Source organism: Pseudomonas sp. FP2338 (genome assembly GCF_030687515.1).
Lineage (GTDB): Bacteria > Pseudomonadota > Gammaproteobacteria > Pseudomonadales > Pseudomonadaceae > Aquipseudomonas > Aquipseudomonas salomonii.
Map to the genome: position 1 here is coordinate 2,858,740 of NZ_CP117436.1, position 22,638 is coordinate 2,881,377.

Below are 22,638 nucleotides of genomic sequence, written 5' to 3' on the forward strand. Positions count from 1 at the left end.
ACTGATGATTATGATGAATGTAGACCTGCAACAACTGATCCGGACCTTGACGCCTCAGACGCGCCTTGACCTGGCGCGGTCCGCCGAGCGTTGTGTAACGCGTGGCGGCAAGGAAGTGTTGGTTGAGGACCTGCTGCTGACGCTGCTGGAACATGCCGAGGGGCTTTTGGTAAAGGCGCTGGCGGATGCCGGAATTGCTCCAGGTGAGCTTCAGGCTCTGTTACTGCTCAACGGCGAACAAAGTGCATCGCGCAGCCCGGTGTTTGCCCCGGCACTCGTGCAATGGTTGCAACAAGCGTTAATGGTTGCCCACCTGGAGTTGGGGCAGGTTGAGGTCGGCGCCGGTGCTTTATTACTGGCACTTCTGCGTCATCCGCTGCAACACGCGGGCAGTGCTTATCAGCCGTTATTGAGCCGCTTGGACGCGCAACGCGTGCGTGATTTTTTGTTGAGCCGGGGCTGCGAAACCGCGCCGTTGCGACAAGGCGAGTCACTGCTGGAGCGCTTTACCCATGACCTGACGCATCAGGCTCGTGAAGGGCGGATCAACCCGGTCCTGTGTCGTGACGCGCAGATCGGTCAATTGATCGATATCCTTGTGCGTCGGCGCAAGAACAACCCGATTCTGGTGGGAGACGCGGGCGTGGGTAAGACCGCCATCGTCGAGGGGCTCGCATTGCGAGTGGTTGCCTCACAGGTGCCCGAGCCACTCAAAGGCGTACGCATACTGACCTTGGACATGGGTTTGTTGCAGGCCGGCGCCAGCATCAAGGGCGAGTTCGAACGGCGGCTCAAAGGTGTGATCGACGAGGTTAACGCCTCACCACAGGCCGTGATCCTGTTTATTGACGAGGCACATACCCTGGTGGGTGCCGGCGGGCAGGTGGGTGGAGGCGATGCCGCCAATTTGCTCAAGCCCGCCCTGGCGCGTGGTCAATTGCGCACCATCGCCGCCACGACCTGGTCCGAGTACAAAAAATACATCGAAAAAGACCCGGCGTTGGCACGGCGCTTCCAGCCGGTAAAAGTCGGCGAGCCGAGTATTGCGCAGGCGGTCTCCATTTTGCGCGGGTTGGTGCCGGTGTATGAAGCCAGCCACGGCGTCTATATACGTGACGATGCGGTGGTGGCGGCAGCACAACTGAGCGCTCGTTACCTGGCAGGGCGACAGTTGCCGGACAAAGCCGTCGACGTACTGGATACCGCCTGTGCGCAAGTGCGTATACGCCTGACGACGGCGCCTGAGGCGTTGCAGCAGCTGTGCGCTGAATGGGCTGAGGGCACTCGCCAGCGTGTGGCGCTTGAGCGCGATGTTGAAGCCGGCTTGCCCGTTGACCAACCGGCGTTGCAAGCACTGGCCCAGCGGTTGGACGCTCTGGAGCTTGAGCGCCAGCAAATCGAGCAGCGCTGGATGCAGCGTGAACAGCAGCAAGCCAGCCATGAAGTATGCCCACGGGTAGTCGCCCAGGTAATCAGCGGCTGGACCGGCATCCCGGTTGAGCAACTGGCCTTGGAGCACAGTGAGCGCGTCCTGGGTTTTGCCGACGCCCTGCGCGAGCGAATTATCGGGCAGGAACCGGCGGTGCAGGCGCTGGATCGTAACCTGCGAGCGGTGGCTGCGGGCCTCAATAATCCTGAGGCGCCGGTGGGCGTATTTTTGCTCGCCGGCCCAAGCGGGGTCGGCAAGACCGAGACGGCGCTGGCGCTGGCGGACTTGCTGTACGGCGGTGAGCGGTTTGTGATCACGCTCAATATGTCGGAGTACCAGGAGCAACACTCGCTGTCCCGATTGATTGGAGCGCCTCCCGGTTACATTGGTTACGGCGAGGGCGGGGCGCTGACGGAGGCCGTGCGCCAGCGACCTTATTCAGTGGTGTTGCTCGATGAAATCGAGAAGGCCGACCCAGAGGTGCTGAACCTGTTCTATCAGGTCTTTGACAAGGGCCTGGCCAATGACGGTGAAGGCCGCGAAATTGATTTTCGTAATACGCTGATCCTGATGACGTCCAACCTGGGCAGCGATTGCATCAGCACACTGTGCGCCGACGGCCGGCGCCCTGACGCAGCGGCCCTGGAGGAAGTGATTCGCCCGGTATTGCGCGCTCACTTCAAGCCGGCTCTGCTGGCCCGCATGCGTGTCGTGCCGTATTACCCGCTCGCAGGCGAACGCTTACAGGACGTGGCAAGGCTCAAGCTGGCGCGCCTTGGCCAACGGTTGCAGGCGCGCGAACTGGTGTTCAGCTACAGCGCCGAACTGGTCACGCACATGGTCGAGCGCTGTATGCACCAGGACAGTGGCGCGCGTTATATCGACCAGTGGATCGAGTCTCACCTGCTGCCGCCGATCGTTGATCGTCTGCTCGGTGCGATGGCCGTTGGTGAATCTCTCTCGGCCACCCACGCGACGCTGGATGGCAGCGGTGTGCCAGTGTGTGAGTTCAGCCTATGACGCACAGCCCATTCAAGCCGTTGCCTGATTCGCTGGCCTACGCCGACCAACTGCTGGGCTGGTTTACCCGCCTGGGCTTCGAGCGCGAGGAATCGAGGTTGGCGGACCTTTGCGTCACGGCCGCTGCGCAGTTGAGCCAGTGCGACCTGTGCCAACTGTATGCACGGGATGAAACCACCGGCCAGCTGGGGCTGATCGCTCAGTATTTTCCCGACGGGGAACCCTCAGGCCAGCGGGCCGCAAGCGTAGATGTTCAGCACCAGCAGTTATTGCACTACGTCCTTGATCAGGGGCGGGAACTGACCATTGATGAACTGTGCAACAGCGCCTATGACAGCGGTTTTCTGCCCTTGGCGGCGCTGCCTTGGCACTCGCTGACATGCCTGCCCTTGTTTAATCGGAGCAAAGCGGTGTGCGGCGTTCTGCTTTGCGCCAGCCTGCGCCCTGCGCAATTGCACGGCTACGCCGCTTCTTTGGGCCAATTGGGCAGCTTTGCCCTGGGCCAATCAACCCTGTTGCGGCTTGCCCAGCCCAGGCAAGTCATGCTTGTTCCCCCGTGCAATACACCTGTGACCGGCGCCTATGGCTTGATCGGCAACAGCGCTGCGATGGAGGCCACTTGCCGCCTGATCGGCAAGGTTGTGCAGGCCCCGTTTACCGTGCTGTTGCACGGTGAAACCGGCACGGGCAAGGAGGTGGTGGCGCGTGCGATTCACGCCGCCGGCCCGCGCAGCACGCGAGCGTTTGTGGTGCAAAACTGTGCAGCCTTCCCTGAGGGCTTGTTGGAGAGTGAGCTGTTCGGCTACCGCAAAGGCGCGTTCACCGGTGCGGAGCGTAACTATGCCGGGCTGTTTGACGCAGCCGATGGCGGCACACTGCTGCTGGATGAGATTGGCGATATGCCGCTCTCCCTGCAGGCAAAACTGCTGAGGGTTCTACAAGAAGGTGAAGTGCGCCCGCTGGGCGCCAATACCGCTCACAAGGTCGACGTGCGAATTATCGCCGCCACCCATCGCGACCTGCTGGCAATGGTCAGCCAGGGGACTTTTCGCGAGGACCTCTATTACCGATTGGCCCAGTTCCCTATCCAATTACCGGCATTGCGTGAGCGCGACAGCGATGTGCTGCTGCTTGCCCGGCACTTTGCTGAAAAGGTCTGCGCGGCACTCGAAAAACCGCTGGTCAGCTGGTCCAGCGCAGCGCTTGATCAGCTCTCCGGCCACGCCTTCCCAGGCAATGTGCGTGAGCTCAAATGCCTGGTCGAACGGGCGGTGCTGCTGTGTGATGACGGGGTAATTTTACCTGCGCACCTGTCGCTGTCATCGGCGCCCGCAGGTGCAACCCTCGAGGCAACCCTGCGTCAGCGCATGGAGCGGGTGGAGCGGGTCTTTCTGATCGATTGCCTGCACAAGAACCGTGGCAATCGAACGCGCACTGCGCGTGAACTTGGGGTAGCGCGTCGCACGCTGCTGTACCGGCTTGCGCGGTTGAATATCCCCACTCGAGGGGAATGTTGAATGGCGTGTTCACGCTGGCGTGCTCATGGGCGCTGCGCTTATCCGTTTGTCTTATCTACCTGGGAGAACCCCGATGCCTGATCGTCCATGGCGAGCCGTGGTGCTTGTGTTGTATTTGCTGAGCGGCTGCAGCGCCAATTACGTGTTTGATGATGCTGACTATCGTCCTTTGGGTGACCCCCAAGCGACCCGTCGCGGCCAATGAAATGGAGCCTTTCATGCGATTAGTGCTTGAGGTGTGTGAGGGCGGGGGCGGTGAGCCGCCACCGCGCAAGGTGTTCGATGGAATAGGCGGCGTGTTCGGTCGTGGAGCCGGTTGCGACTGGATTATTCCTGACCCCAGTCGCTTGCTTTCCAGTCACCACGGGTTGATCGCTTACCGTGACGCGCGTTATTTCCTGACGGATATCAGCAGTAACGGTATCCGTGAGGTGGGCAGTGGCAAGTCGCTGCAAAAGGGGCAGGCGCGGCTGATCGTGGAGGGTGATGTTTTCCAGTTGGGGCCGTTTGCTGTCCGTGCGCGGTTGATTGAGCGCGTGGCATCGCATCGCCAGCCATTACCCACCGCGGGCGGGGTGATACCCGAGGACGCTTATCTGGGCCTGGACCCCGTGCATGAATGGGATCGCCAGTCGATGCACGGGGCACCGCCGTGCGAGCTGGACGCCTTGAACGACGTACAAGAGGCACCGAGTGTCTGGATGTCGGGTGACTGTGTTGAGCGCGATTACCTGGCCTTACCCGCACAGGCAGACGCTCCGGGAGACAGGGTCGAGCCTGTATTGCCTGACTCGCAGGCGCCCGCAGCCGACGAAGGGTTCTGGGCTCAGTTCGCCACGGCGTTGGGGGTCAGTGTGCAGGCGCTCGATTGCGCTGGCCGCGAGGCATTGGCGATTAAGGCTGCGAATTTACTCAGGCACGCAATTGATGGGTTGCAACAGAACCTGCGCACTCACGAGGAACTGCACAACGAATTGAGGCTGGACGCGAGCACCTTGATCAAACGTCCGAACGCGTTGAAAGACAACCTGGGCATGGATTCTGTGTTGGCGGCGCTGCTGGGCATGGGGGAGTTGGCGCAACCCAGCGCCGAAGCGGCCATTACGCAGGTGTACCGGCAAATGCAAGTGCATCAGGTCGCGCTGCTCGTTGCGTGCCGCACGGCGCTGCGCACCTCGCTGGCGACGTTTGCCCCCGGCCATTTGCAGGCCGGTTTTGCGCGCGATGACAAGGTGCCAAGGTTCTTTACCGACAGGGCGCATTGGCGGGCCTACCAGCGCCATTATCAACGCTTGGTCGAAGCAGATGCATTGAACTCGGGCCCGTTGCGCGGCGATTTTGCCAAGGCCTATGAGGAGCAGGTACGCCTGGCCTCAGCCTTGTTTGCCACACCGCCAGGAGGATGCCCATGACCCGTGTCGCTCTACCTCTTTTGGTCGTATTGATGCTGCTGGGGGGTTGCAGCAGCCTGTCACCCTTTTCCACAGTGACCAAGCTCGACCTGACGCTGGCCGCCAGTGACGAAGTGAACCCCGACCTGCATGGGCGCCCCTCTCCGGTGGTGGTGCAGCTGTTCGAACTCAAGCATCCGGTGGCATTCGAAAACGCGGATTTTTTCACGCTGTATGGGCATGCCGAGCAGGCATTGCCCAAAGACTGGGTGAGCAGCGAGGAACTCGAGTTGCGCCCCGGCGAGCAGGTGGCCCTCAAGCTCAGGAGCGAACCGCAAAGCCGTTACGTGGGCATCATCGCGGCGTATCGCGATTTGCCCCATGTGCAATGGCGTTGGGTGCTGCCGCTGGCGCCACAGCAAGTGACGCGAGCGCACCTGGTGCTTGACCAGGCGGGCATCCGTGCTGGCGACCCGCTCGTCAGCGCCTTGGAGAATTGAGATGCAGGTTCATAAAGTCATCTGGCAGGAAGGGATGTTGCTGCGCCCCCAGCATTTGCAACACAACGACCGTTATTACCAGCAGCAGCTCAACCGAACCCGTTTGCTGGGCAGTGATGCCTGGGGTTTCATGAGCCTGGACATCGACCTGCAGTACCTGGGCCTGGGCAAGTTGGTGGTCAATCAAGCCAGTGGCGTGTTGCCGGACGGCAGTCTGTTCGAGTTGACCACTACCATGGCGCCACTGGTACTGGAGGTGCCGGCCAACGCGGGCAGCCAATCGGTGTACCTGGCGTTGCCGATGGCGACCGGCAACCAGGTTGAAACCCGCACGCAGGAGGCGTCGGATGTGCTGGCGCGCTACATCGCCTGTGACGTTGAAGTGGCGGACTCCAATGCGGGCCGGGACGCGCGTTGCCAGATCAGTTGCGCACGCCCGGATTTGCGCCTGTTGCTGGGTGAGCAGCCGGGTGATGAGGTCTACGTGAAGCTGAAGATTGCCCAGGTGTTGGAATGCTCTGCGCAAGAGGGGCTGCGGATGGAGCCTGATTTTGCCCCGACGTTTATTTATGTGCAGGGCTCGGGGTTTGTTTCGTCCTGCCTCAAAGAAGTGATCAGCCTGCTGGCCAGCCGGGGAGATGCGATTGCTGAGCGGATTGGCGGCAATGGCGCCACGGCGGGTGCGCAGATTGCCGACTTTCTGATGCTGCAACTGATCAATCGGGCCGAGCCGGTGTTGCGTCATTACCTGGCTCAGCCGCAAGTGCGTTCAGAGGCGTTGTTCCGCGAGATGCTGTCGATACTGGGCGAACTGGCGACGTTTGCCAGCGACAGCAAACGTGCCACCCAGCAGGTGCGCTACCTCCATGGTGACCAGGGCGCGAGTTTTCGTGGGTTGATGGCGGGGTTGCGCACGGTGCTGTCGATGGTCTTTGAGCAGCATGCCCTGGAGCTGCTGCTGCAACAACGCCAGTACGGGGTGATGGTCTGCCCTGTGGCCGATCTCAAGCTGCTGGGCAGCGCGACATTCATCCTGGCGGTCGCGGCTCAATGCGATTCGGAAGAACTGCGCCATCGTTTGCCGGCCCATCTCAAGGTCGGCCCCGTAGAGCGCATCCGTGAACTGGTCAACCTGCACCTGGCGGGCATCAAGGTCAAACCGCTGCCGGTCGCGCCACGCCAGATCCCGTTTCATGCCGGTAAAACCTATTTCATGCTCGAGCTCAGTGCCCGTGACATCGCACAACTGGAGCAATCGGGTGGTTTTGCGTTCCATGTCGGCGGCGAGTTCAGCGAGTTGGAACTGACCTTCTGGGCTATCAGGAATTGAACATCATGAACATGGACAGTGAATACCCGCTGGATGAGAAAACCGTCTTGCTGGACCGTAACGGCCACGGCCCGGCACAGGGGCCGGTGACGGACTTCGTCTCACCACCGCGTTTTGAGCAGTTGGAAGACCGCATGGTCTACGCCGCCGCTGTACAGGGCGCGCCACGTTTCAACGTGGGCCTTAACCCGCTGGTGACAGCGGCCTGGGAACTGATGTCCGAGGTGCTTGAACTTAAACTCGGCAGCGGCCGGGAGAACCTGCAGACGCTCAACGACCGCCTGGCCGCGAGCCTCACACGCTTTGAGGTCCGCGCCCAGCATGAAGGCATTGAAAGCGCTCAGGTGATTGCTGCTCGCTATGTGCTGTGCAGCGTCGTTGATGAGGCGGTAGTCACCACGGCGTGGGGGAGCCGCAGCGACTGGTCGAAGATCAGTCTGCTAAGCCGTTTTCACAACGAAACCTTTGGCGGCGAAAAGTTTTTTCAGCTGTTGGAGCGACTGTCTCGCGACCCGGTAAAACACTTGGCCATGCTGGAGCTGATGTACCTGTGCCTGTCGATGGGGTTTGAAGGCAAATACAGAGTCATGGAGCGCGGCGTGACCGAGCTTGAGGGCGTACGTGACGCGCTGTATCGCCAGATAAGGCATGTGCGTGGCGCCCCGGTTTCTGTGTCTGCCTGTGCCTCCCGACCGCAGCAGGCACGCCGCAAGCGGCTGCGCACGCTCTCTGCAACCTGGTGTGTGGCGTTGGGCGTGATCGCTTTGCTGGCGATGTATTCGACGACTGCCTGGGTACTGGGGCAGGAGCGAGCCCATGCATTGCAACCCTTTCAATCTTCGGCGCCGGAACTGACTCCGACGCCCTTGTAACGCTGGGAACATTCAATGAACGCTTTTTTCAAGGGCGCGGGCACCCTGCTGCGCATCGTTTGGGTATGGAGCTTGTTGCTGGTGCTTTGCAGCGCCTGCCTGGTGTGGTTTTTCGGGCCTCTGCTGGCGGTGGATGACCACCGGTTCTGGCAGGGCGCTACGGCTCGCCTTTTGACCATCAGCACGCTGTTTCTGCTATGGGGGCTGGCGATGGCTGTTATGGGAACACGCCGCAGCGTGCGGTCCCGGATCGAGGAAGACCAGGCTGGCCGTCAGCACCCTGGGCTGGTAGAGGATGAGCGCAAACAGGTGCGGGGACGTTTCAAGGAGGCGCTGCATACCTTGAAAACATCTCGCCAATATGTCGGGCGCAGCCTGCGCGCACGCAATGAGCTGCCCTGGTACTTGTTGATCGGACAGCGAGGCAGCGGCAAGAGTGCTTTGCTGGCGGCCAATGGCTTGCAGCGCCCGCCGGATCACCTTCAGGCCGTATCATCAGGGGCCGGTGCTTACTGTGACTGGTTCTTCGCCGATCAGGGCGTCCTGATGGAGAGTGCCGGGCGCTACCTGGACCAACCCGACCGCGCAGTCGATGCCGCAGGTTGGTCGACGTTACTCGGGCTGCTCAAGTCCAGGCGCCGGGTACGCCCGCTCAATGGGGTGGTGGTGACGTTGTCGGTGGACACCCTGTTGGGCAGCAATGAGCATGATCTGGAGCGCCATGCACGGCATGTGCATTCCCGGTTACAAGATATCCAGCAGACGCTGCATATCGATATTCCGGTTTATCTGGTGCTGACCCACGCTGACCACATCCCGGGCTTTAGCGCGTTTTTTGATACACCGCACGACAGCGCCGCAGAGGGCGTGCTCGGTGAGCTGATCACTGGCGGCCCCACGGGTGTGCCCATGGCGCAGGTACGCCAGGCGTTCGAGGCGTTGCTGCAGCGTGTGAGTGGCGAACTGGTGCAGCGCCTGCACCAGGAGCGCAATGTCGAGCGCCGTGGCCGGATGCTGGATTTTGTGCCCCAGGTGGCACGCATCGGTGAGCGTTTGTGCCTGTTTATCGAAGTGGCGTTCTGCGCCCATCGCAATCAGCGCATCCAGGGGTTGCGAGGTTTCTATTTGACCAGTGCGGGTGAGCGGCACGAACGCTTTGTGCAAGGTCTTTTCAACCAAGTGATTTTCGCCGAGGCCGATCTTGCGGGGTTGCACACCGAGGAGCATCGACGCATTCGTTGGCAGCAGGCGGGATGGGCGAGCGCCGTAGCGTTGGTCATCGGTGCGGCGGGCATGCTCTGGATGCACAGCTATGGGATCAACCACCAACGCCTGGAGCAGTTGGCGCAGTTAGGTCAGGTGGATACGTCGGCCCCGACCGATGCGGACCAGACCTTGGCGTTACTGACGTTGCTGGATAATCGCCTGGCGGCCACGCGGGTGTTTCCGTCGGTGTCAGAGGCAGGCGTGCTGGAGAGAGCCGGACTGTTTCAGGGCGAAGTGAGCCGACCGCCGCTAGTCAGGGCCTACAACGATGCCCTGCAGCAAATGGTTGTGCAAGTCGCTTCGCTGCTCGAAGAACAGGTGCAGTCGAGCCTTGGGGATCGCGAACGGTTACTGGATAACCTGCGCGCCTACCTGATGCTCAATCTGCGCGAGCGACGTGACGCCGGGTGGCTGGCGGAGCGCGTAGCCAGTCGGTGGTCCGAGCGCTTTGCCGGTGAGGCTGCGACGCAGGCGCGCCTGAGTGAGCACTTCGCCCGGCTGCTTGAACAACCCTTTGCCGCTCCACTCAATGATGAGCTGGTCGCCCAGGCTCGCCAGGTGTTGCGCGCAGAGTCGCTGGCAGATGTGGTGTATCGCGTACTGCGCGAGCAATCGCACACGCTGGAACCCAGCCGCCTCACGGACGGCACTGTGTTCACGGCGCTGGATCAACCGATTGCCGGGTTTTACAGCAAGCGCTATGTGCAGTATTTCGACCAGCAAGGCCCGCGACTGGTTAACGCGATTGTCCTGGACAATTGGGTGCTGGGGCAGGCGACTGACCTCAGTGCGATGGAATTGCGCCGGTTGATCGTCGAGCTGCAACAGCGCTACTTCAGTGAGTACGCCGATGCGTGGAGCCAGGCCTTGGGCCAGGTTCGATTGCGCGAAACCGACAACCTGCGCCAGGACGCCGAACAACTGGCGCGCCTTACCTCGGCGCAATCACCGCTGGTGTTGCTGTTACAGCAGGTGCGTGAAAATACCCGTTTGCTATCCACCGATGACCCGATGGCAGCGATGCCTCAGGAGGCCGGTGATGTGGCGGCTATTGCTCAGTCGATGGCTGCCCGTGTACACGCAGGCGTTTTGCCCAAGCCCACAGGCGATGACGCCGCAAGACGCGCCTTGCAACGCCGTTTCGAGCCCTTGCATCAACTGCTTGATGAGCAGCAAAACCCGGGTGAACAACTGACCCAGGCATTGCGCCAGCTTGATGCTGTGCACCTGCAACTGGCGGCGCTGAACCGCGAAGGGGCACCGGAGCAGGCGGCGTTCCAGATGGTGAAACGGCGTATGGAAGGGCAACAACCCGGGTTGGGACAGTTACGCGACAGTGCCGCACGTTTGCCGCTGCCGCTCAAAGGTTGGGTCGAGGGCCTTGCCGACGACAGTTGGCGGCATTTGTTCGATGAGGCCTATACGCATGTGAACCAACGCTATCAGAGCGAGGTGTATAGCTTGTATGCCAGGGCTATCCGCCAGCGTTACCCGTTCAATGCCCATGCCAGCAGCGACGTGGCTTTGGGCGATTTCGAGGAGTTTTTCAAACCCCAGGGCGTGCTGGCAAGGTTCTATGACCATTACCTGCGCCCGTTTATCAGCGCCGACGGCGGGCGTTATCGCTTGCGCGGCCTGGAAGGCCAGAGCCTGCCAATGTCACGCGCGTTGCTGGAGCAACTCGACAAAGCGCAGACCATCCGCCGTGGTTTTTTCGGTGGCGACTCCACCGAACTGGCGGTTCGATTTACGTTGGCGCCTTATAGCCTGGACCAGGCGGTCAGCCGCGCGGTGTTGAGCTTTGGCGGTCAGCAGCTGGAGTACCGCCATGGGCCGATTGTGCCTGTGACGTTCCAGTGGCCCAGCGAAGTGGAAAATGGTCGCAGCAGCCTGGTCTTGGAGCGCGGCGCACAGCGGCCATTGGGCATCGAGAAGAACAGCGGGGCCTGGTCGTTGTTTCGCTTCTTTGACTTGCTGCACAGCGAGCCCGCCAGTGGGCGCGACGCGCAGCTACTCAAGTCCGATCTTGCCGGTTTGCGTGCCAATTACCTGTTGGTCAGCCAGCGCACACCCAGCCCGTTTCAGATGGACGCGTGGCGCACGTTCCGTTTGCCGGAGCGACTATGATCGCGTCGCAAGCCGCTGCAAACAGCGCGGCACGCAGCCAACGTGGCAAGGCCAGGCAGCGCAACGAAGATGCGTTCCTCGACTGCCCCCAGCAGGGTTGCTGGGCGGTTGCCGACGGTATGGGCGGCCACCGCGCCGGACACAGGGCGAGCCAATGGGTGATCGACAGCCTTGCCGCGTTGCCGGCCCAGGGTACGTTCGATCAGCGCATTGATGCAGTGCGGCGATGCCTGCAACGGCTCAATCAGAGTTGGGGGGATAACGCCTCTGCGCCGGCCGAAGGTCGCGACGACAGAATGGGCAGTACCGTCGTGGTCCTGCTGCTGGAGAGCCGGCGCGCAGCGTGTATCTGGGCGGGGGATAGTCGCTGTTATCTGTGGCGAGGCGGGCGGTTATATCAGCTGTCGCGCGATCACTCACTGCTGCGCCAATTGATGGATGAGCAGCGGTTGAGCCTGGCACAGGCCCAGGCGCATCCCGACGCCAGGGCATTGACCCGTGCCGTAGGCGCGCGGCACCCGCTGAAACTCGAGGTGCTGGAGTTGGGCGCGCAGCCAGGCGATGTTTTTTTGCTGTGCAGTGACGGTGTGTACCAGGCGATGACGCACGCCGAGCTGGGCTGCGCCATGGACAGCGGTACGCCCCAACAGGTGGTGGCACGGCTGTTCACGGCGGCGCTACGCGGCCCGGCGCGGGATGACCTGACGGCCGTGGCGGTGTGCGCATGACCACGGCACCTGGCATGCCCACCTTGCTGGCGGGGCGTTATCACTTGGAGCGCGTGCTGGGTTCGGGCGGCATGGGCGTGGTCTACCGCGCGCGCGACCTGCTGCATGAGCAGTTTGGCGAGCCCTGTTCCAGTGTGGCAATCAAGGTGCTCGGCGAGAGTCTGCGCCTGGCGCCCGATGCACATGTGCTGCTCTACAGCGAGTTTGCCCTGACCCGCAGCCTGCAGCATGAGCGTGTGGTGCGCATGTTTGCGTTTGAGGTGGATATCAGCAGCCAGATGGCTTTTTTCACCATGGAGTTGATGCACGGCATGACCCTGGACCGGCTGCTGCTGGAGTGTCCCGATGGCTTGCCCTGGCGTGAGTTGCAGCCACTGGCCGTGCAGCTGCTGGATGCCCTGGCGTATGTGCATCGCCAGGGTGTGCTGCATGGTGATGTAAAACCGGTGAACATCATGCTGGGTGACGACGGTATTCGTTTGTTCGATTTCGGCCTGGGGCAGGCGACGGCAGAGGCGATGGCGGGGCTGGCGAGTGTGAGTCGTGACCGGTTCAGTGCCTGGACTCCAGCTTATGCGGCGCCGGAGTTGTTGGCGGGCGGTGCGCTGACGGCGAGTGCTGATCTGTATGCGGTGGCGTGTGTGGTGTATGAGTTGGCCCATGGCAGGCGCTTGGGTGAGCGTGGCACCACTGACCGACTGCAGCGCCCCCGGCAGTTGCCGGCAGCGTGCTGGCCGGCGCTGCGCTTGGCGTTGGCGATGGATCCTGAGCGTCGAACGATCAGCGTGGAGGCGTTGGGCGAGGTGATGGCGCGGTGTCGATGGCGCTGGTTCAGATAGCTATGGGGGCCTGCCGATGTTTCGATTTGGCCGACGCTGTGTATCTGCTGTTTTGTGGGGAGCTCCCACATTAGCTACCCAGCCAAGTCATGCAGCCGGCAGTACTCTTCCCACCCCAACCCGGCCATCTGCGCGACTTCCTTGTGCACTTCCAGGCGCTGAGCCTCAAAGGCTTCGGCCGATTCGGCCGTCAACTTGAGCGTCAGCTCCCAGGCAAACAGATTCTGGCGCTCAGCCTCGGCCTCGAAAGCCTCATGCAAGCGCTCGGCGCGATACTGCGCGAGGGTTTCGCCTTTGGCTTGGGCGGCCAGAGGGTTGAGGGTGTCCAGTTGCGTCGCCACCTGGGGGTGTTCACTCAAGAAACGGTCCAGGGCGCGCTGGTGGTTATCACCGGGTTCTGACAAGGGCTTACTCCTGATTGGATGAAGTCAATAGATGGGGGCACGCACAACGCTTTGCAATCAGCCAGCGGGCAATCGCCATGCAGGCGAGCAGGGTCGCTGGCCAGGCATCGGGAACACCGGTTTGAAGGCTAGCCCGACGGGCCCGACAAATCGCGCAAACTGACATTAATTCTGAATAATTAATCGTAGTGCGGCAAAAGCCTTTCGCTACCAGTAGGTGGCCGTGTAGCGTTACATGGGATTTGGGCACTGCCAAGCATGGGCAGAAAGCGATACGGGCAGAGGGACGGGGCATGTCGCAAACGCTGTTCAAACTTTTCCTCACCCAGCGCCTGGCTGCCTTGGCCAGCACCGAGTCATTACGCGCTATTCGCGAGGGCTTGTTGTGGATCCTGCCGTGCCTGCTGGTGTCCGCCGGTTTCCTGATCTTGTCCGAATGCGCCAACGCGCTGGGCTTCGATCCGCAGGTAGTGGCTTTTCTGTCGGGGTTGCATAACCAGATCAGCTCGGTGATTCCGCTGCTGGTGGCGGCCTCCATTGGCTACATGCTCGCCATCCAGCACCGCCTGCCACAATTGCCGGTGGCATTTTTGTGCCTGGCCCACGTGGTGGTCGCCACCTTTGTATTGCGCGACTACCCGCGCGCATCGGCGACGTTTGTGTTGTTTATTGCCATCGCGTCGCCACTGTTGAATGTGCCGGCAATCGCCTGGCTGCACCGCTTTCGCTGGACGCGCCTGGTCAACGAAGACCTGGTGGGCCACAACCTGCGCGGCACCATCAATATGGTGGTGCCGGGCGCCATTACGGCGCTGGTGCTGGTGCTGGTGTTGTCATTGCTGTTGCAGATTCCCTCTGTGGCGCAGTTGCAGGGGCCGCAGGTATTGGATGCGCTGCAATCGCCGTATGGCAGCGGGTTGTTTGTCACCCTGATGAACTCATTGCTGTGGTTTTTCGGCATTCACGGTGTATACGCCATGCAGCCGCTGTTCGACGTACTGGACCAGGCCGTGGTGCTCAATGGCGCCGCGCTGGCGGCGGGTGAGCCGATCAAGTACCTGCTCAACAGTGGCCTGCTCGGCTCTTTCGCGTTTATCGGCGGTTCGGGCGGGGCGTTGTGTTTGCTGTTGGCGATCCTGCTGTTTTCCAAAAGCCAGTCCATGCGTTTGCTGGCGATGGCCAGCCTGCCGCTGTCGTTGTTCAATGTCAGCGAAGTGCTGTTGTTCGGCTTGCCGATCATCCTCAACCCGCGTTTGTTTATCCCGTTTTTGCTGGTGCCGGCGTTCAACACCCTGCTGGCCTTGACGGTGGTGCAGTTGGGCTGGGTGTCGCCGGCAGTGGCCAGCGTGCCATTTACCGCGCCCGTGCTGCTCAATGCTTACCTCAGCACCCACGGCGATATCGCGGCAGTGGTGCTGCAAGTACTGCTATTGGGCCTGGGCACCCTGGTGTATGCGCCCTATGTGCGCGCGATTCATCGCCAGTCCAGTGATGGCAGTACGGTGTACCTCAAGTCGCTGGACATGACCTTCCGCGGCCTCGAAGAGAAAGGCCGCTTGCTGGAACTGGACCCGGTGTTGGCGTCCCACAAGGCTGCCGCCCGTCAGGCCGTCGAACTTAGCCGTATCCAGCAGATCAGCGATTACGAGTTCTACCTGGAATTCCAGCCCCAAGTCTCGACCCGCACCGGCCTGTGCACCGGCTGTGAGGCGCTGATGCGCGCGCGGGACAGCCAGGGCACGGTGCATTCGCCCTGGGAATTCCTGCAATGGCTGGCCCAGGCGCGGTTGATGCCGGACGTTGATGTGTGGGTGGCATCCCAGGCCGTGCGCCAGTATCAAAAGTGGCAAAAGATCGGCTTTGACTTGCCCATGACCATCAATATTTCCAGCGCCACGCTGACCCAGGCCGGCTATGGCGAGCGCCTGGTGGAGATCCTCGCCCAGGCCCATGGCCAGGTCTCGGTGGAAATCACCGAAGACGCATTGGTCGGTGATATCCAGGCCACCCGCCAGACCATCCAGAGGCTCCAGGCGATCGGCGCCAAGGTGTATATCGATGACTTCGGTACCGGGTTTTCGGCCTTGAGCTATCTGCACCAGTTTCCGGTGGATTTTATCAAGATCGACCGCAGTTTCGTGGTAGCCCAGCGCGACCCCAAAGGCGCCCAGGTATTGACCGGCATGCTGCGCTTTTGTGAGGCACTGAACCTGGGCGTGGTGGTCGAGGGCGTGGAGACCGCCGAGCAGTTGGCCTTTTTGAATACTGGCACCGAGCTATTTATCCAGGGCTGGTATTTCAGTAAGGCGCTGCCCGGCGACCTGCTGCCGGGCTTTGTCCGCAGGCGGGCGGCGGCTCAGCTGTAAGCCTGCGCGGATGCGAATTCGCGCTGGGTCTGTTCGATCTCTTCGACCAGCGCGTCGATACCCGCCAGCCGTGCACGGTTGTCATGGTCCCAGGGGTGAAAGCCCGGTTTGAAGTAGTGCAGCCACGGCCGCAGCATGCGTGGGAACACGCCCTTGGGTCCGTATAGAAACTTGAGCATGCGCCAGAATCCCTTGAGGTGCCCACCGGCTTTGCGGTCGGCCAACAGCAGGCGCACGTGGAAATCAAACACCACCAGCCAGAACAGCAGCGTGGTGGTCAACAGGGTGCCGGTGCGCAACAGATAGCGCATCGGCCCAGGCTTGATCACGGTGTTCCACACATCGAACGCCACGGCCTTGTGCTCGGTTTCTTCGAGGGCGTGCCAGTACCACATCTGCTGGTAGCCCTTGAGTGACTTGCCAAAACGCGATGGGTCGCTGAGCAGGATTTCCGCGAGCATCGCCGTGTAGTGTTCCAGGGCGATGGTTACCGCCAGGTTGAACGACGGTGGCAGGTGTTTCTTTTGCAGGTCGAGGAAGAACTTCAGGCGCTTGTCGAGGGTGTGCGCCGGCAGACCGGCCGCTTGCAAGTGATCGTTGTAGGCCACGTGTTCGCGGCTGTGCATGGCTTCCTGGCCGATAAACCCCTGGATTTCTTTCTTCAACGCCGGGTCGTCGATGCGCTGGCGGTAGTGGCGCACGCTGTCCATGAAAAACAGCTCGCCCTGGGGAAACAGCAGCGACAACGCGTTGAAAAAGTGCGTGATGAACGGGCCTTGTTCGTGCCAGTCCTTGATGCGCTCGGCAGGCAAGGCAAAACGGATATCGCGACGGATCGGCAGCATGGTGCGTGCTCCTGTTCAGAGTCGGGTTTCGTCGTTGGTTTCGAACACCGGCGTGCGCGGTTTGGGCGCCATACGCTTGCTGGCGAACACCACAAGGGCTTGATAGGCCGCCGGCAGGCAACGGGCGAGCAGGTCGAGAAAATACGCGTCGCGACCGATCAGCACGCGGCGCTTGTTCTTGCGCACGCCGTGCAGAATGACCTTGGCGGCCTGGTCGGCGTCGGTGATGAAGAGTTTCTCGAAGTCGGCGCGGGCCTGTTGCTCGCTGTGGATCAGAAAGCCGGTCATGTTCGCGTCGATGCGGCTGCTGCGGCAGATATCGGTGCGAATGCCGCCGGGGTGCACGCAGGTGGCGGACACACCGCAGCCCTGCAGGTCGAGCTCCTGGCGCAGGGATTCGGTAAAGCCGCGCACGGCAAACTTGGTCGCGTTGTAACCGCTCATGCCCGGCTGGGCAAACAGGCCGAATACGCTGGAAGTATTGACCACATGCCCTTCGCCGCTGGCTTTGAGGTGTGGCAGAAACGCCTTGGTGCCATGCACCACGCCCCAGAAGTTGATGCCGACGATCCACTCAAGGTCAGCATAGTCCACGCCCTCGACCGTGCTCGACAGCGCCACGCCGGCATTGTTGAAGACCAGGTTGACCTGGCCATGCTCCGTCGCGCAGCGTGCGGCCCAGTCTTGCATGGCCTGGCGGTCGGCCACATCGACGACGTGGGTAGTGATCATGACCGGCGACAAGGTTGATGACTTGATCAGCGCCAAGGTGTGTTCCAGGCCTTGGCTGTTCTTGTCCGAAAGCGCCAGGTGGCAGCCTTCGCGCGCCAATGCGAGTGCCAGGGCGCGGCCCATGCCGGAAGCTGCGCCGGTGATTGCCGCCACGCGGCCCTTGAATGACTTCATGACAGGCTGCCTTCTGCAGTGGGTTGCGGGGGCACAACAACCGCGCGCGACGCAGCGGCCGGCAACGGGTTGGCGAGGTAGTCCTTGAGCGCAAAGTGGCGGGTGACCTGTTTGAAACGCCAGGTCGAGCCGGGCCACAAGGTGGTGTTCTTGCCGGTGCGCGGGTCCAGGTACCAGCTCTGGCAACCGCCGGTGTTCCAGATGGTGCGCTTGAGCTTGTCCTGCAACTGTTGGTTGTAGGCCTGCTCGACGGCGGGTTTGACCTCGACCGTGGCAATGCGCTGGTGCTGCATGTGCTTGAGGGCATCGAGGATGTAGGTGACCTGGGCCTCGATCATCAGAATCATCGAGTTATGCCCCAGGCCCGTGTTGGGCCCGACAATCAGGAACAGGTTGGGATAACCCGGCACCGTGGTGCCTTTATAGGCGTGGGCGCCATCGCGCCAGGCGTCCATCAGGTCGACGCCGTCGCGGCCGATGATGCAGTCGCGGGGCAGCGGGTCGGTGGCCTGGAAACCGGTGCCGAAAATCAGGCAGTCGGCCGGGTGCTTGATGCCGTCGCTGGTAATCACGCCGTCAGCTTCGATGCGCAGCACCGTGTCGGTGACCACCTCGACATTGCTGCGTGACAGCGCCGGGTAATAGTCATTGGAGATCAACACGCGCTTGCAGCCGATGGTGTAGTCCGGCGTCAGGGTTTTGCGCAGGGAAGGGCGCGCCACCTGTTTGCGCAAGTGACGCAGGGCGATCTTCTGCACCATCTTCATCAGCCGTGGATGCAGGGCAAAGCCCACCACGCGGCCTTCCAGCGCCCAGTAAAAGGCGCCGCGCACCAGGCGTTGGGTAAACGGCAGGTGTTTGAAGGCCCAGCGTTCCACCCTTGAAATCTCGCGATCCGGCTTGGGCATGATCCACGGTGGCGTGCGCTGGAACAGGTCCAGGTGCGCCACCTGCGGGGCAATCTGCGGCACGAACTGGATCGCACTGGCGCCGGTGCCGATCACCGCCACGCGCTTGCCTTTCAACGAATAGTCGTGATCCCAGTGCTGGGAGTGGAAGCGTTTGCCCTTGAAGCTGTCCAGCCCTGGAATATCCGGCAGCGCCGGACGCGACAGCCCGCCCATGCCTGACACCAGCACCCGCGCACTCATCTTGCGGCCGTCGCTGAAGCTCAGGTGCCAGCGTTGCTGCTGCTCATCAAACACCGCACGTTGCAGGCCCATGCCGAAGCGCAAATAAGGCGCCAGCCCGAAGCGCTGCGCGCACTGCTCAAGGTAAGCGCGGATCTCTGCCTGTGGCGCGAATTGCCGCGTCCAGTTGGGGTTGGGTGCAAACGAAAACGAGTACACATGGGACTGCACGTCGCAGGCGCAGCCCGGGTAATGGTTGTCACGCCAGGTGCCGCCGAGGGTATCGGCCTGCTCGGCGATAAAGAAGTCGGTAAGCCCGGCTTCCTTGAGTTTGATCGCCATGCACAGGCCGGCAAAACCTGAACCGATGATGGCGATGTCGATGTAATCACTGTGGGCATTCATAGGCTGTCCTGCATGGGCATCAGATGTGCTCCTGTTTTTGTTTTGTCTTTTAGATAGAACACCATTGCAAAGGAAAAATGAATTAATTATTTTAAAAAAGATTTTAAATAATCTACCTGAAAATATCGCCTACGCTAGGACCTTGTTCCCAATGTGCGCCTTGTCCGACGGACGAGCATGCTGGGCAGCAAGTCCGGGTCCAGGGTGTGGACGGTGGCTGAGGCCTTGACCAATACCGGTCAGGTCGCCAGCAGCAGGGAAGCAGAGGACCGAGCTATGGCGGTTGAATGGGTTGTCGCTGCGGGTGTGTTAGTGGGTGCCAGTGTGCTGTTATGGGGCTTGAGTGCCTGGATGACGCGGCGCATAGAAGCCACCGTTCCGATCAACGGGCGTTTCGTCGAGGTCGATGGCGAGCGCTTTCATTATGTAGACGAAGGTAAAGGCCCACCGCTGGTGATGATTCACGGGCTGATGGGCAGCAGTCGCAACCTCACTTATGCATTGTCCGGGCAATTACGTGAACGCTTTCGGGTGATTACTCTGGACCGTCCGGGCTCCGGCTATTCCAGCCGGGGTGCACACACGGCGGCAGACCTGCCGGCCCAGGCCCGGCAAATAGCCGCGTTTATCAAGACCCTCGACCTGGGTAAACCGCTGGTGCTGGGGCATTCCCTTGGCGGTGCGGTTGCCCTGGCGTTGGCGCTTGATCATCCGCATGCGGTGTCCGGCCTGGTCCTGGTCGCGCCGCTGACCCACCCGCAGCGCCTGTTGCCGCTGGTGTTTTTTTCATTGGCGGTGCGCCCTGCGTGGTTGCGTCGCTGGCTGTCGCACACCCTGACTATGCCCGTGGGGCTGCTGACCAAAGGTTCAGTGGTCAAGGGCGTGTTTGCTCCGGACGCCGCGCCACCGGACTTCGCCACCCGTGGCGGCGGCTTGTTGGGGATGCGCCCGGACAACTTCTACGCCGCCTCCACCGAGATCAACACGGTCAACGATCACTTGCCGGACATGGTTAAACGCTACCCGCAACTGACCCTGCCCATCGGCCTGATCTATGGCGCGCGCGACAAGGTGCTGGACTTCCAGAAGCACGGCCAGGCCCTGGCGAGCAAGGTGCCGGGCCTGAAGCTGCAAGTGGTGGAGGGCAGGGGCCATATGCTGCCGATCACCGCCACAGAGCGAGTAGTGGCGGTGGTGGAGCAGATTGCCAAGCGCGTCAAGCCGCCCCAAAACGACCCGCTGCCGCAGCGGCCATTGGCCTTGGTGGGCAAGTAGCTGAGTAAAGAGCTAAGCAAATAATTGTGCTAACCGACTCGCGGTTCAACGGCGTCGATGCCTGCTTTAGACACCTGACCAAACGGCTGAAAAAGAGACTGCCCGGTCACGTAAAAAAGCCTTCGAGAAACTAGTTGACGACCTAACGATTCCGCGCTATTAATTTTAAAAAATTATTTCAATGTGTAATTTGAAACAATTTTTGAAATGCCTAAGAGCGAATAAAATAATGAAAAAAACGCCTTTTATCGCATGTCCAATCTGCCTCGTTCGGAGGCTGCCATGAATCAGACTATGGCAACCCCAGCTGTCTGGACCGACGGCAAGCGTCACCTGTGGTGGCTCGGCATCATGCCGCTGGCAACCCCGCTGCTGTCCGGCGCCCTGGCAATTACCACCGGCGTACAGCAACTGTGGTGGGTCGGTGTGCTGGTGATCTTCGGCCTTATCCCGCTGATCGACGGCCTGCTCGGTGAAGACGTCAGCAACCCACCCGAGTCGGCCGTCAACCACCTCGAATCCCAAAGCTACTACCGCTGGATCGTCTACACCGGTGTGTTGTTCGTCATCTCGTCGGTGGTGATCACCGGCTGGCTCGCCGCCGGCGGCATCGACTGGATCATCAGCGGCGGTCTGCTGAACGCCACCGCCCACCTGGACCCGTCGAGCTGGCTGGCCAAAACCGCCGCCTTCATTACCGCGCGCACTGAGTTGCACGGCGCCGTCAGCTGGTTCACCTACCTGGGCATGGCGATGTCCACCGGCGCCGCCACCGGCATTGCCATCAACACCGCCCACGAGTTGGGGCACAAGCCCAAGCCGCTGGAAGTGTTCCTGGCCAAAGTCACCCTGGCGCCGACCTTCTACGGGCACTTCTACACCGAACACAACCGTGGCCACCATGTACGCGTCGCCACCCCGGAAGACCCGGCCAGCTCGCGCCTGGGTGAGAGTTTCTGGGCGTTCCTGCCGCGCTCGGTGTGGTTCAGCGCCGTCTCGGCCTGGAACCTGGAGCGCGAACGCCTGCGCAAACTCGGCTTGCCGGCTCTGCACTGGAAGAACGCGGTGCTCAGCGCCTGGATGTACAGCCTGGTGTTGTGGGGTGCGATGATTGCCTGGCTGGGCGCGGCGGTGATTCCGTTCCTGATTATCCAGGGCATCTACGGGTTTTCGTTGCTGGAAGTGGTCAACTACGTCGAGCACTACGGGCTTAAACGTCAGAAGTTGCCCAACGGTCGTTATGAGCGTTGTTCACCTCGGCATTCGTGGAACAGTAATCGGATTGTCACCAATATCTTTCTGTTCCAACTTCAGCGCCACTCCGATCACCATGCCAACCCAACCCGTAGTTACCAGTCGTTGCGCCACTTTGATGAGTCTCCGCAACTGCCTTACGGTTACGCCAGCATGATTGTGTGGGCCTATGTGCCGTACTTGTGGCGACGTCGCATGGACCATCGTGTATTGAATCACTATGCCGGGGATATCACCCTGACCAACCTTCAACCCTCGCAGCGGTTGAAGTACCTGGAGAAGTACAGCAACAGCGCGACGCCGTTTTAATCTGAACTAACGCGTGTGTGGGTGAACTCGGGGTCTGTGTACCACGCAGGCCTTCTTCGCCCAGGATTCATCGGTTTTATTGCAAGTTAGTGGTTTGACCCTACAACAATAATTTCAAGGGAAGGACGTACACCATGCAAAGCCCTGCCACCTTTACTGCCCATGTCATCCTGGCCGCACTGGGCCTGATGGTTTACCAACAGGCCCAGGCTGCGCGTATCGAGCCAGCCGGCAGCGCCTTTACGGCCCAAGGCCCGATCAGCTTTTCCAAGGGCGCGCTGATCAGTGCCGACTGCACCATCAAAGTGGCCGGCAAGGTCGCGGCCGATGGCACGTCGGTGAACGTCGACAAAGTTGAATTCGACGGAGGCCTTAAATGCAGCCGTGTCGAGGCCATCAACTTACCCTGGGTATTAATTGCCAAAGACACTAAAAGCGGCTCGATGTCGAACATCAGCGTGGATGTGCATGCCTTCGGTTTAGGCGGCAAGTGCGGCCCGTCCACCGCCAACGGTACCTGGGATAACGCCACCGGTAAGTTGGAAGCGGCGAATGTGCCGATTGGCGAAGACTGCAAGATCAAGACGGTGTCGATCAAGATGCCGCCGACGTTCAAAGTGGTCGAATAAACGAATTCTAAAACTGTAGCGGTATATGCATTGAAATTTGGCTGGAAAGGGAAGTTCTGCAGTTTCACCGTGACCTCTCGATCATGGCCATTACCC

General features: G+C 61.1%; 18 protein-coding genes. 14 read left to right on the forward strand and 4 right to left on the reverse strand.

Going from position 1 to position 22,638, the window contains the following annotated elements:
* Window positions 1-10 precede the first annotated feature (10 nt).
* The 10 genes from PSH96_RS13000 (at window position 11) to PSH96_RS13045 (ending at window position 13,019) form a co-directional block, all read left to right on the forward strand.
* Window positions 11-2,449, forward strand: coding sequence for an AAA family ATPase (locus tag PSH96_RS13000; protein WP_305459589.1), 2,439 nt, complete (start codon window positions 11-13; stop codon window positions 2,447-2,449).
* Complete coding sequence (locus PSH96_RS13005; RefSeq protein WP_305459590.1) at window positions 2,446-3,966, forward strand: sigma-54-dependent Fis family transcriptional regulator; 1,521 nt, start codon at window positions 2,446-2,448, stop codon at window positions 3,964-3,966. The genes PSH96_RS13000 and PSH96_RS13005 overlap by 4 nt, the downstream gene beginning before the upstream one ends.
* Before the next feature lie 73 nt (window positions 3,967-4,039).
* Window positions 4,040-4,171 carry a type VI secretion protein gene (locus tag PSH96_RS13010; protein WP_305459591.1) on the forward strand — a complete coding sequence of 44 codons (132 nt, stop codon included), beginning with the start codon at window positions 4,040-4,042 and terminating at the stop codon, window positions 4,169-4,171.
* 13 nt (window positions 4,172-4,184) lie between these two features.
* Window positions 4,185-5,378 carry a type VI secretion system-associated FHA domain protein TagH gene (tagH, locus tag PSH96_RS13015; protein WP_305459592.1) on the forward strand — a complete coding sequence of 398 codons (1,194 nt, stop codon included), beginning with the start codon at window positions 4,185-4,187 and terminating at the stop codon, window positions 5,376-5,378.
* On the forward strand, window positions 5,375-5,857 hold the full coding sequence (gene tssJ, locus PSH96_RS13020; protein ID WP_056859232.1) for a type VI secretion system lipoprotein TssJ: 483 nt from the start codon (window positions 5,375-5,377) through the stop codon (window positions 5,855-5,857). The genes tagH and tssJ overlap by 4 nt, the downstream gene beginning before the upstream one ends.
* A gap of 1 nt (window position 5,858) precedes the next feature.
* Window positions 5,859-7,187 (forward strand): type VI secretion system baseplate subunit TssK, encoded by a 1,329-nt coding sequence (tssK, locus tag PSH96_RS13025; RefSeq protein ID WP_305459593.1) that lies wholly within the window; start codon window positions 5,859-5,861, stop codon window positions 7,185-7,187.
* Between the two features lie 5 nt (window positions 7,188-7,192).
* Window positions 7,193-8,059 carry a type IVB secretion system protein IcmH/DotU gene (icmH, locus tag PSH96_RS13030; RefSeq protein ID WP_305459594.1) on the forward strand — a complete coding sequence of 289 codons (867 nt, stop codon included), beginning with the start codon at window positions 7,193-7,195 and terminating at the stop codon, window positions 8,057-8,059.
* A 15-nt stretch (window positions 8,060-8,074) separates the two neighbouring features.
* A complete protein-coding gene (gene tssM / locus PSH96_RS13035) occupies window positions 8,075-11,452 on the forward strand; it encodes a type VI secretion system membrane subunit TssM (RefSeq protein ID WP_305459595.1) in 3,378 nt (1,125 codons plus the stop codon).
* Window positions 11,449-12,180: a PP2C family serine/threonine-protein phosphatase gene (locus PSH96_RS13040; RefSeq protein WP_305459596.1), complete on the forward strand. Its 732-nt coding sequence runs from the start codon at window positions 11,449-11,451 to the stop codon at window positions 12,178-12,180. The genes tssM and PSH96_RS13040 overlap by 4 nt, the downstream gene beginning before the upstream one ends.
* A complete protein-coding gene (locus tag PSH96_RS13045; protein WP_305459597.1) occupies window positions 12,177-13,019 on the forward strand; it encodes a serine/threonine-protein kinase in 843 nt (280 codons plus the stop codon). The genes PSH96_RS13040 and PSH96_RS13045 overlap by 4 nt, the downstream gene beginning before the upstream one ends.
* A gap of 74 nt (window positions 13,020-13,093) precedes the next feature.
* On the opposite strand, the gene PSH96_RS13050 is transcribed toward PSH96_RS13045, so the two are convergent.
* Window positions 13,094-13,423 carry a DUF6388 family protein gene (locus PSH96_RS13050; RefSeq protein WP_056859237.1) on the reverse strand — a complete coding sequence of 110 codons (330 nt, stop codon included), beginning with the start codon at window positions 13,421-13,423 and terminating at the stop codon, window positions 13,094-13,096.
* Window positions 13,424-13,716: 293 nt separating this feature from the next.
* Between PSH96_RS13050 and PSH96_RS13055 the strand changes: the two genes are divergently transcribed.
* Window positions 13,717-15,789: an EAL domain-containing protein gene (locus PSH96_RS13055; protein WP_305459598.1), complete on the forward strand. Its 2,073-nt coding sequence runs from the start codon at window positions 13,717-13,719 to the stop codon at window positions 15,787-15,789.
* Here PSH96_RS13055 and PSH96_RS13060 read toward each other — a convergent pair.
* From PSH96_RS13060 to PSH96_RS13070, 3 genes are read right to left on the reverse strand one after another with little or no spacing between them, the layout of a single operon-like run.
* Window positions 15,780-16,634, reverse strand: coding sequence for a metal-dependent hydrolase (locus PSH96_RS13060; protein ID WP_305459599.1), 855 nt, complete (start codon window positions 16,632-16,634; stop codon window positions 15,780-15,782). The two genes, PSH96_RS13055 and PSH96_RS13060, sit on opposite strands and share 10 nt — an antisense overlap.
* A 15-nt stretch (window positions 16,635-16,649) precedes the next feature.
* The gene (locus PSH96_RS13065; RefSeq protein WP_305459600.1) at window positions 16,650-17,540 is read right to left on the reverse strand and encodes an SDR family oxidoreductase; all 891 of its coding nucleotides are present in this window, start codon (window positions 17,538-17,540) and stop codon (window positions 16,650-16,652) included.
* A complete protein-coding gene (locus tag PSH96_RS13070) occupies window positions 17,537-19,075 on the reverse strand; it encodes an NAD(P)/FAD-dependent oxidoreductase (RefSeq protein WP_305459601.1) in 1,539 nt (512 codons plus the stop codon). Before PSH96_RS13070 ends, PSH96_RS13065 begins: the two co-directional genes overlap by 4 nt.
* Before the next feature lie 276 nt (window positions 19,076-19,351).
* On the opposite strand from PSH96_RS13070, the gene PSH96_RS13075 reads away from it, so the two are divergent.
* From PSH96_RS13075 to praA, 3 genes are all read left to right on the forward strand, one after another.
* Complete coding sequence (locus PSH96_RS13075; protein ID WP_305459602.1) at window positions 19,352-20,350, forward strand: alpha/beta fold hydrolase; 999 nt, start codon at window positions 19,352-19,354, stop codon at window positions 20,348-20,350.
* A 282-nt stretch (window positions 20,351-20,632) separates the two neighbouring features.
* Window positions 20,633-21,913: an alkane 1-monooxygenase gene (locus tag PSH96_RS13080; RefSeq protein WP_305459603.1), complete on the forward strand. Its 1,281-nt coding sequence runs from the start codon at window positions 20,633-20,635 to the stop codon at window positions 21,911-21,913.
* A gap of 134 nt (window positions 21,914-22,047) precedes the next feature.
* The gene (praA, locus tag PSH96_RS13085; protein ID WP_056859244.1) at window positions 22,048-22,542 is read left to right on the forward strand and encodes an alkane oxidation protein activator PraA; all 495 of its coding nucleotides are present in this window, start codon (window positions 22,048-22,050) and stop codon (window positions 22,540-22,542) included.
* The last annotated feature ends 96 nt before the right edge of the window (window positions 22,543-22,638 follow it).

Bases quoted from the DNA above. Each gene is read 5' to 3' on its own strand.
- PSH96_RS13005 (WP_305459590.1), top strand. From the start codon at position 2,446: ATGACGCACAGCCCATTCAAGCCGTTGCCTGATTCGCTGGCCTACGCC.
- PSH96_RS13010 (WP_305459591.1), top strand. From the start codon at position 4,040: ATGCCTGATCGTCCATGGCGAGCCGTGGTGCTTGTGTTGTATTTGCTG.
- PSH96_RS13080 (WP_305459603.1), top strand. From the start codon at position 20,633: ATGAATCAGACTATGGCAACCCCAGCTGTCTGGACCGACGGCAAGCGT.
- PSH96_RS13070 (WP_305459601.1), bottom strand. From the start codon at position 19,075: ATGAATGCCCACAGTGATTACATCGACATCGCCATCATCGGTTCAGGT.
- PSH96_RS13000 (WP_305459589.1), top strand. From the start codon at position 11: ATGATGAATGTAGACCTGCAACAACTGATCCGGACCTTGACGCCTCAG.
- icmH (WP_305459594.1), top strand. From the start codon at position 7,193: ATGAACATGGACAGTGAATACCCGCTGGATGAGAAAACCGTCTTGCTG.
- PSH96_RS13075 (WP_305459602.1), top strand. From the start codon at position 19,352: ATGGCGGTTGAATGGGTTGTCGCTGCGGGTGTGTTAGTGGGTGCCAGT.
- tssJ (WP_056859232.1), top strand. From the start codon at position 5,375: ATGACCCGTGTCGCTCTACCTCTTTTGGTCGTATTGATGCTGCTGGGG.
- PSH96_RS13060 (WP_305459599.1), bottom strand. From the start codon at position 16,634: ATGCTGCCGATCCGTCGCGATATCCGTTTTGCCTTGCCTGCCGAGCGC.
- PSH96_RS13040 (WP_305459596.1), top strand. From the start codon at position 11,449: ATGATCGCGTCGCAAGCCGCTGCAAACAGCGCGGCACGCAGCCAACGT.
- tssM (WP_305459595.1), top strand. From the start codon at position 8,075: ATGAACGCTTTTTTCAAGGGCGCGGGCACCCTGCTGCGCATCGTTTGG.
- tssK (WP_305459593.1), top strand. From the start codon at position 5,859: ATGCAGGTTCATAAAGTCATCTGGCAGGAAGGGATGTTGCTGCGCCCC.
- tagH (WP_305459592.1), top strand. From the start codon at position 4,185: ATGCGATTAGTGCTTGAGGTGTGTGAGGGCGGGGGCGGTGAGCCGCCA.
- PSH96_RS13065 (WP_305459600.1), bottom strand. From the start codon at position 17,540: ATGAAGTCATTCAAGGGCCGCGTGGCGGCAATCACCGGCGCAGCTTCC.
- PSH96_RS13045 (WP_305459597.1), top strand. From the start codon at position 12,177: ATGACCACGGCACCTGGCATGCCCACCTTGCTGGCGGGGCGTTATCAC.
- PSH96_RS13055 (WP_305459598.1), top strand. From the start codon at position 13,717: ATGTCGCAAACGCTGTTCAAACTTTTCCTCACCCAGCGCCTGGCTGCC.
- praA (WP_056859244.1), top strand. From the start codon at position 22,048: ATGCAAAGCCCTGCCACCTTTACTGCCCATGTCATCCTGGCCGCACTG.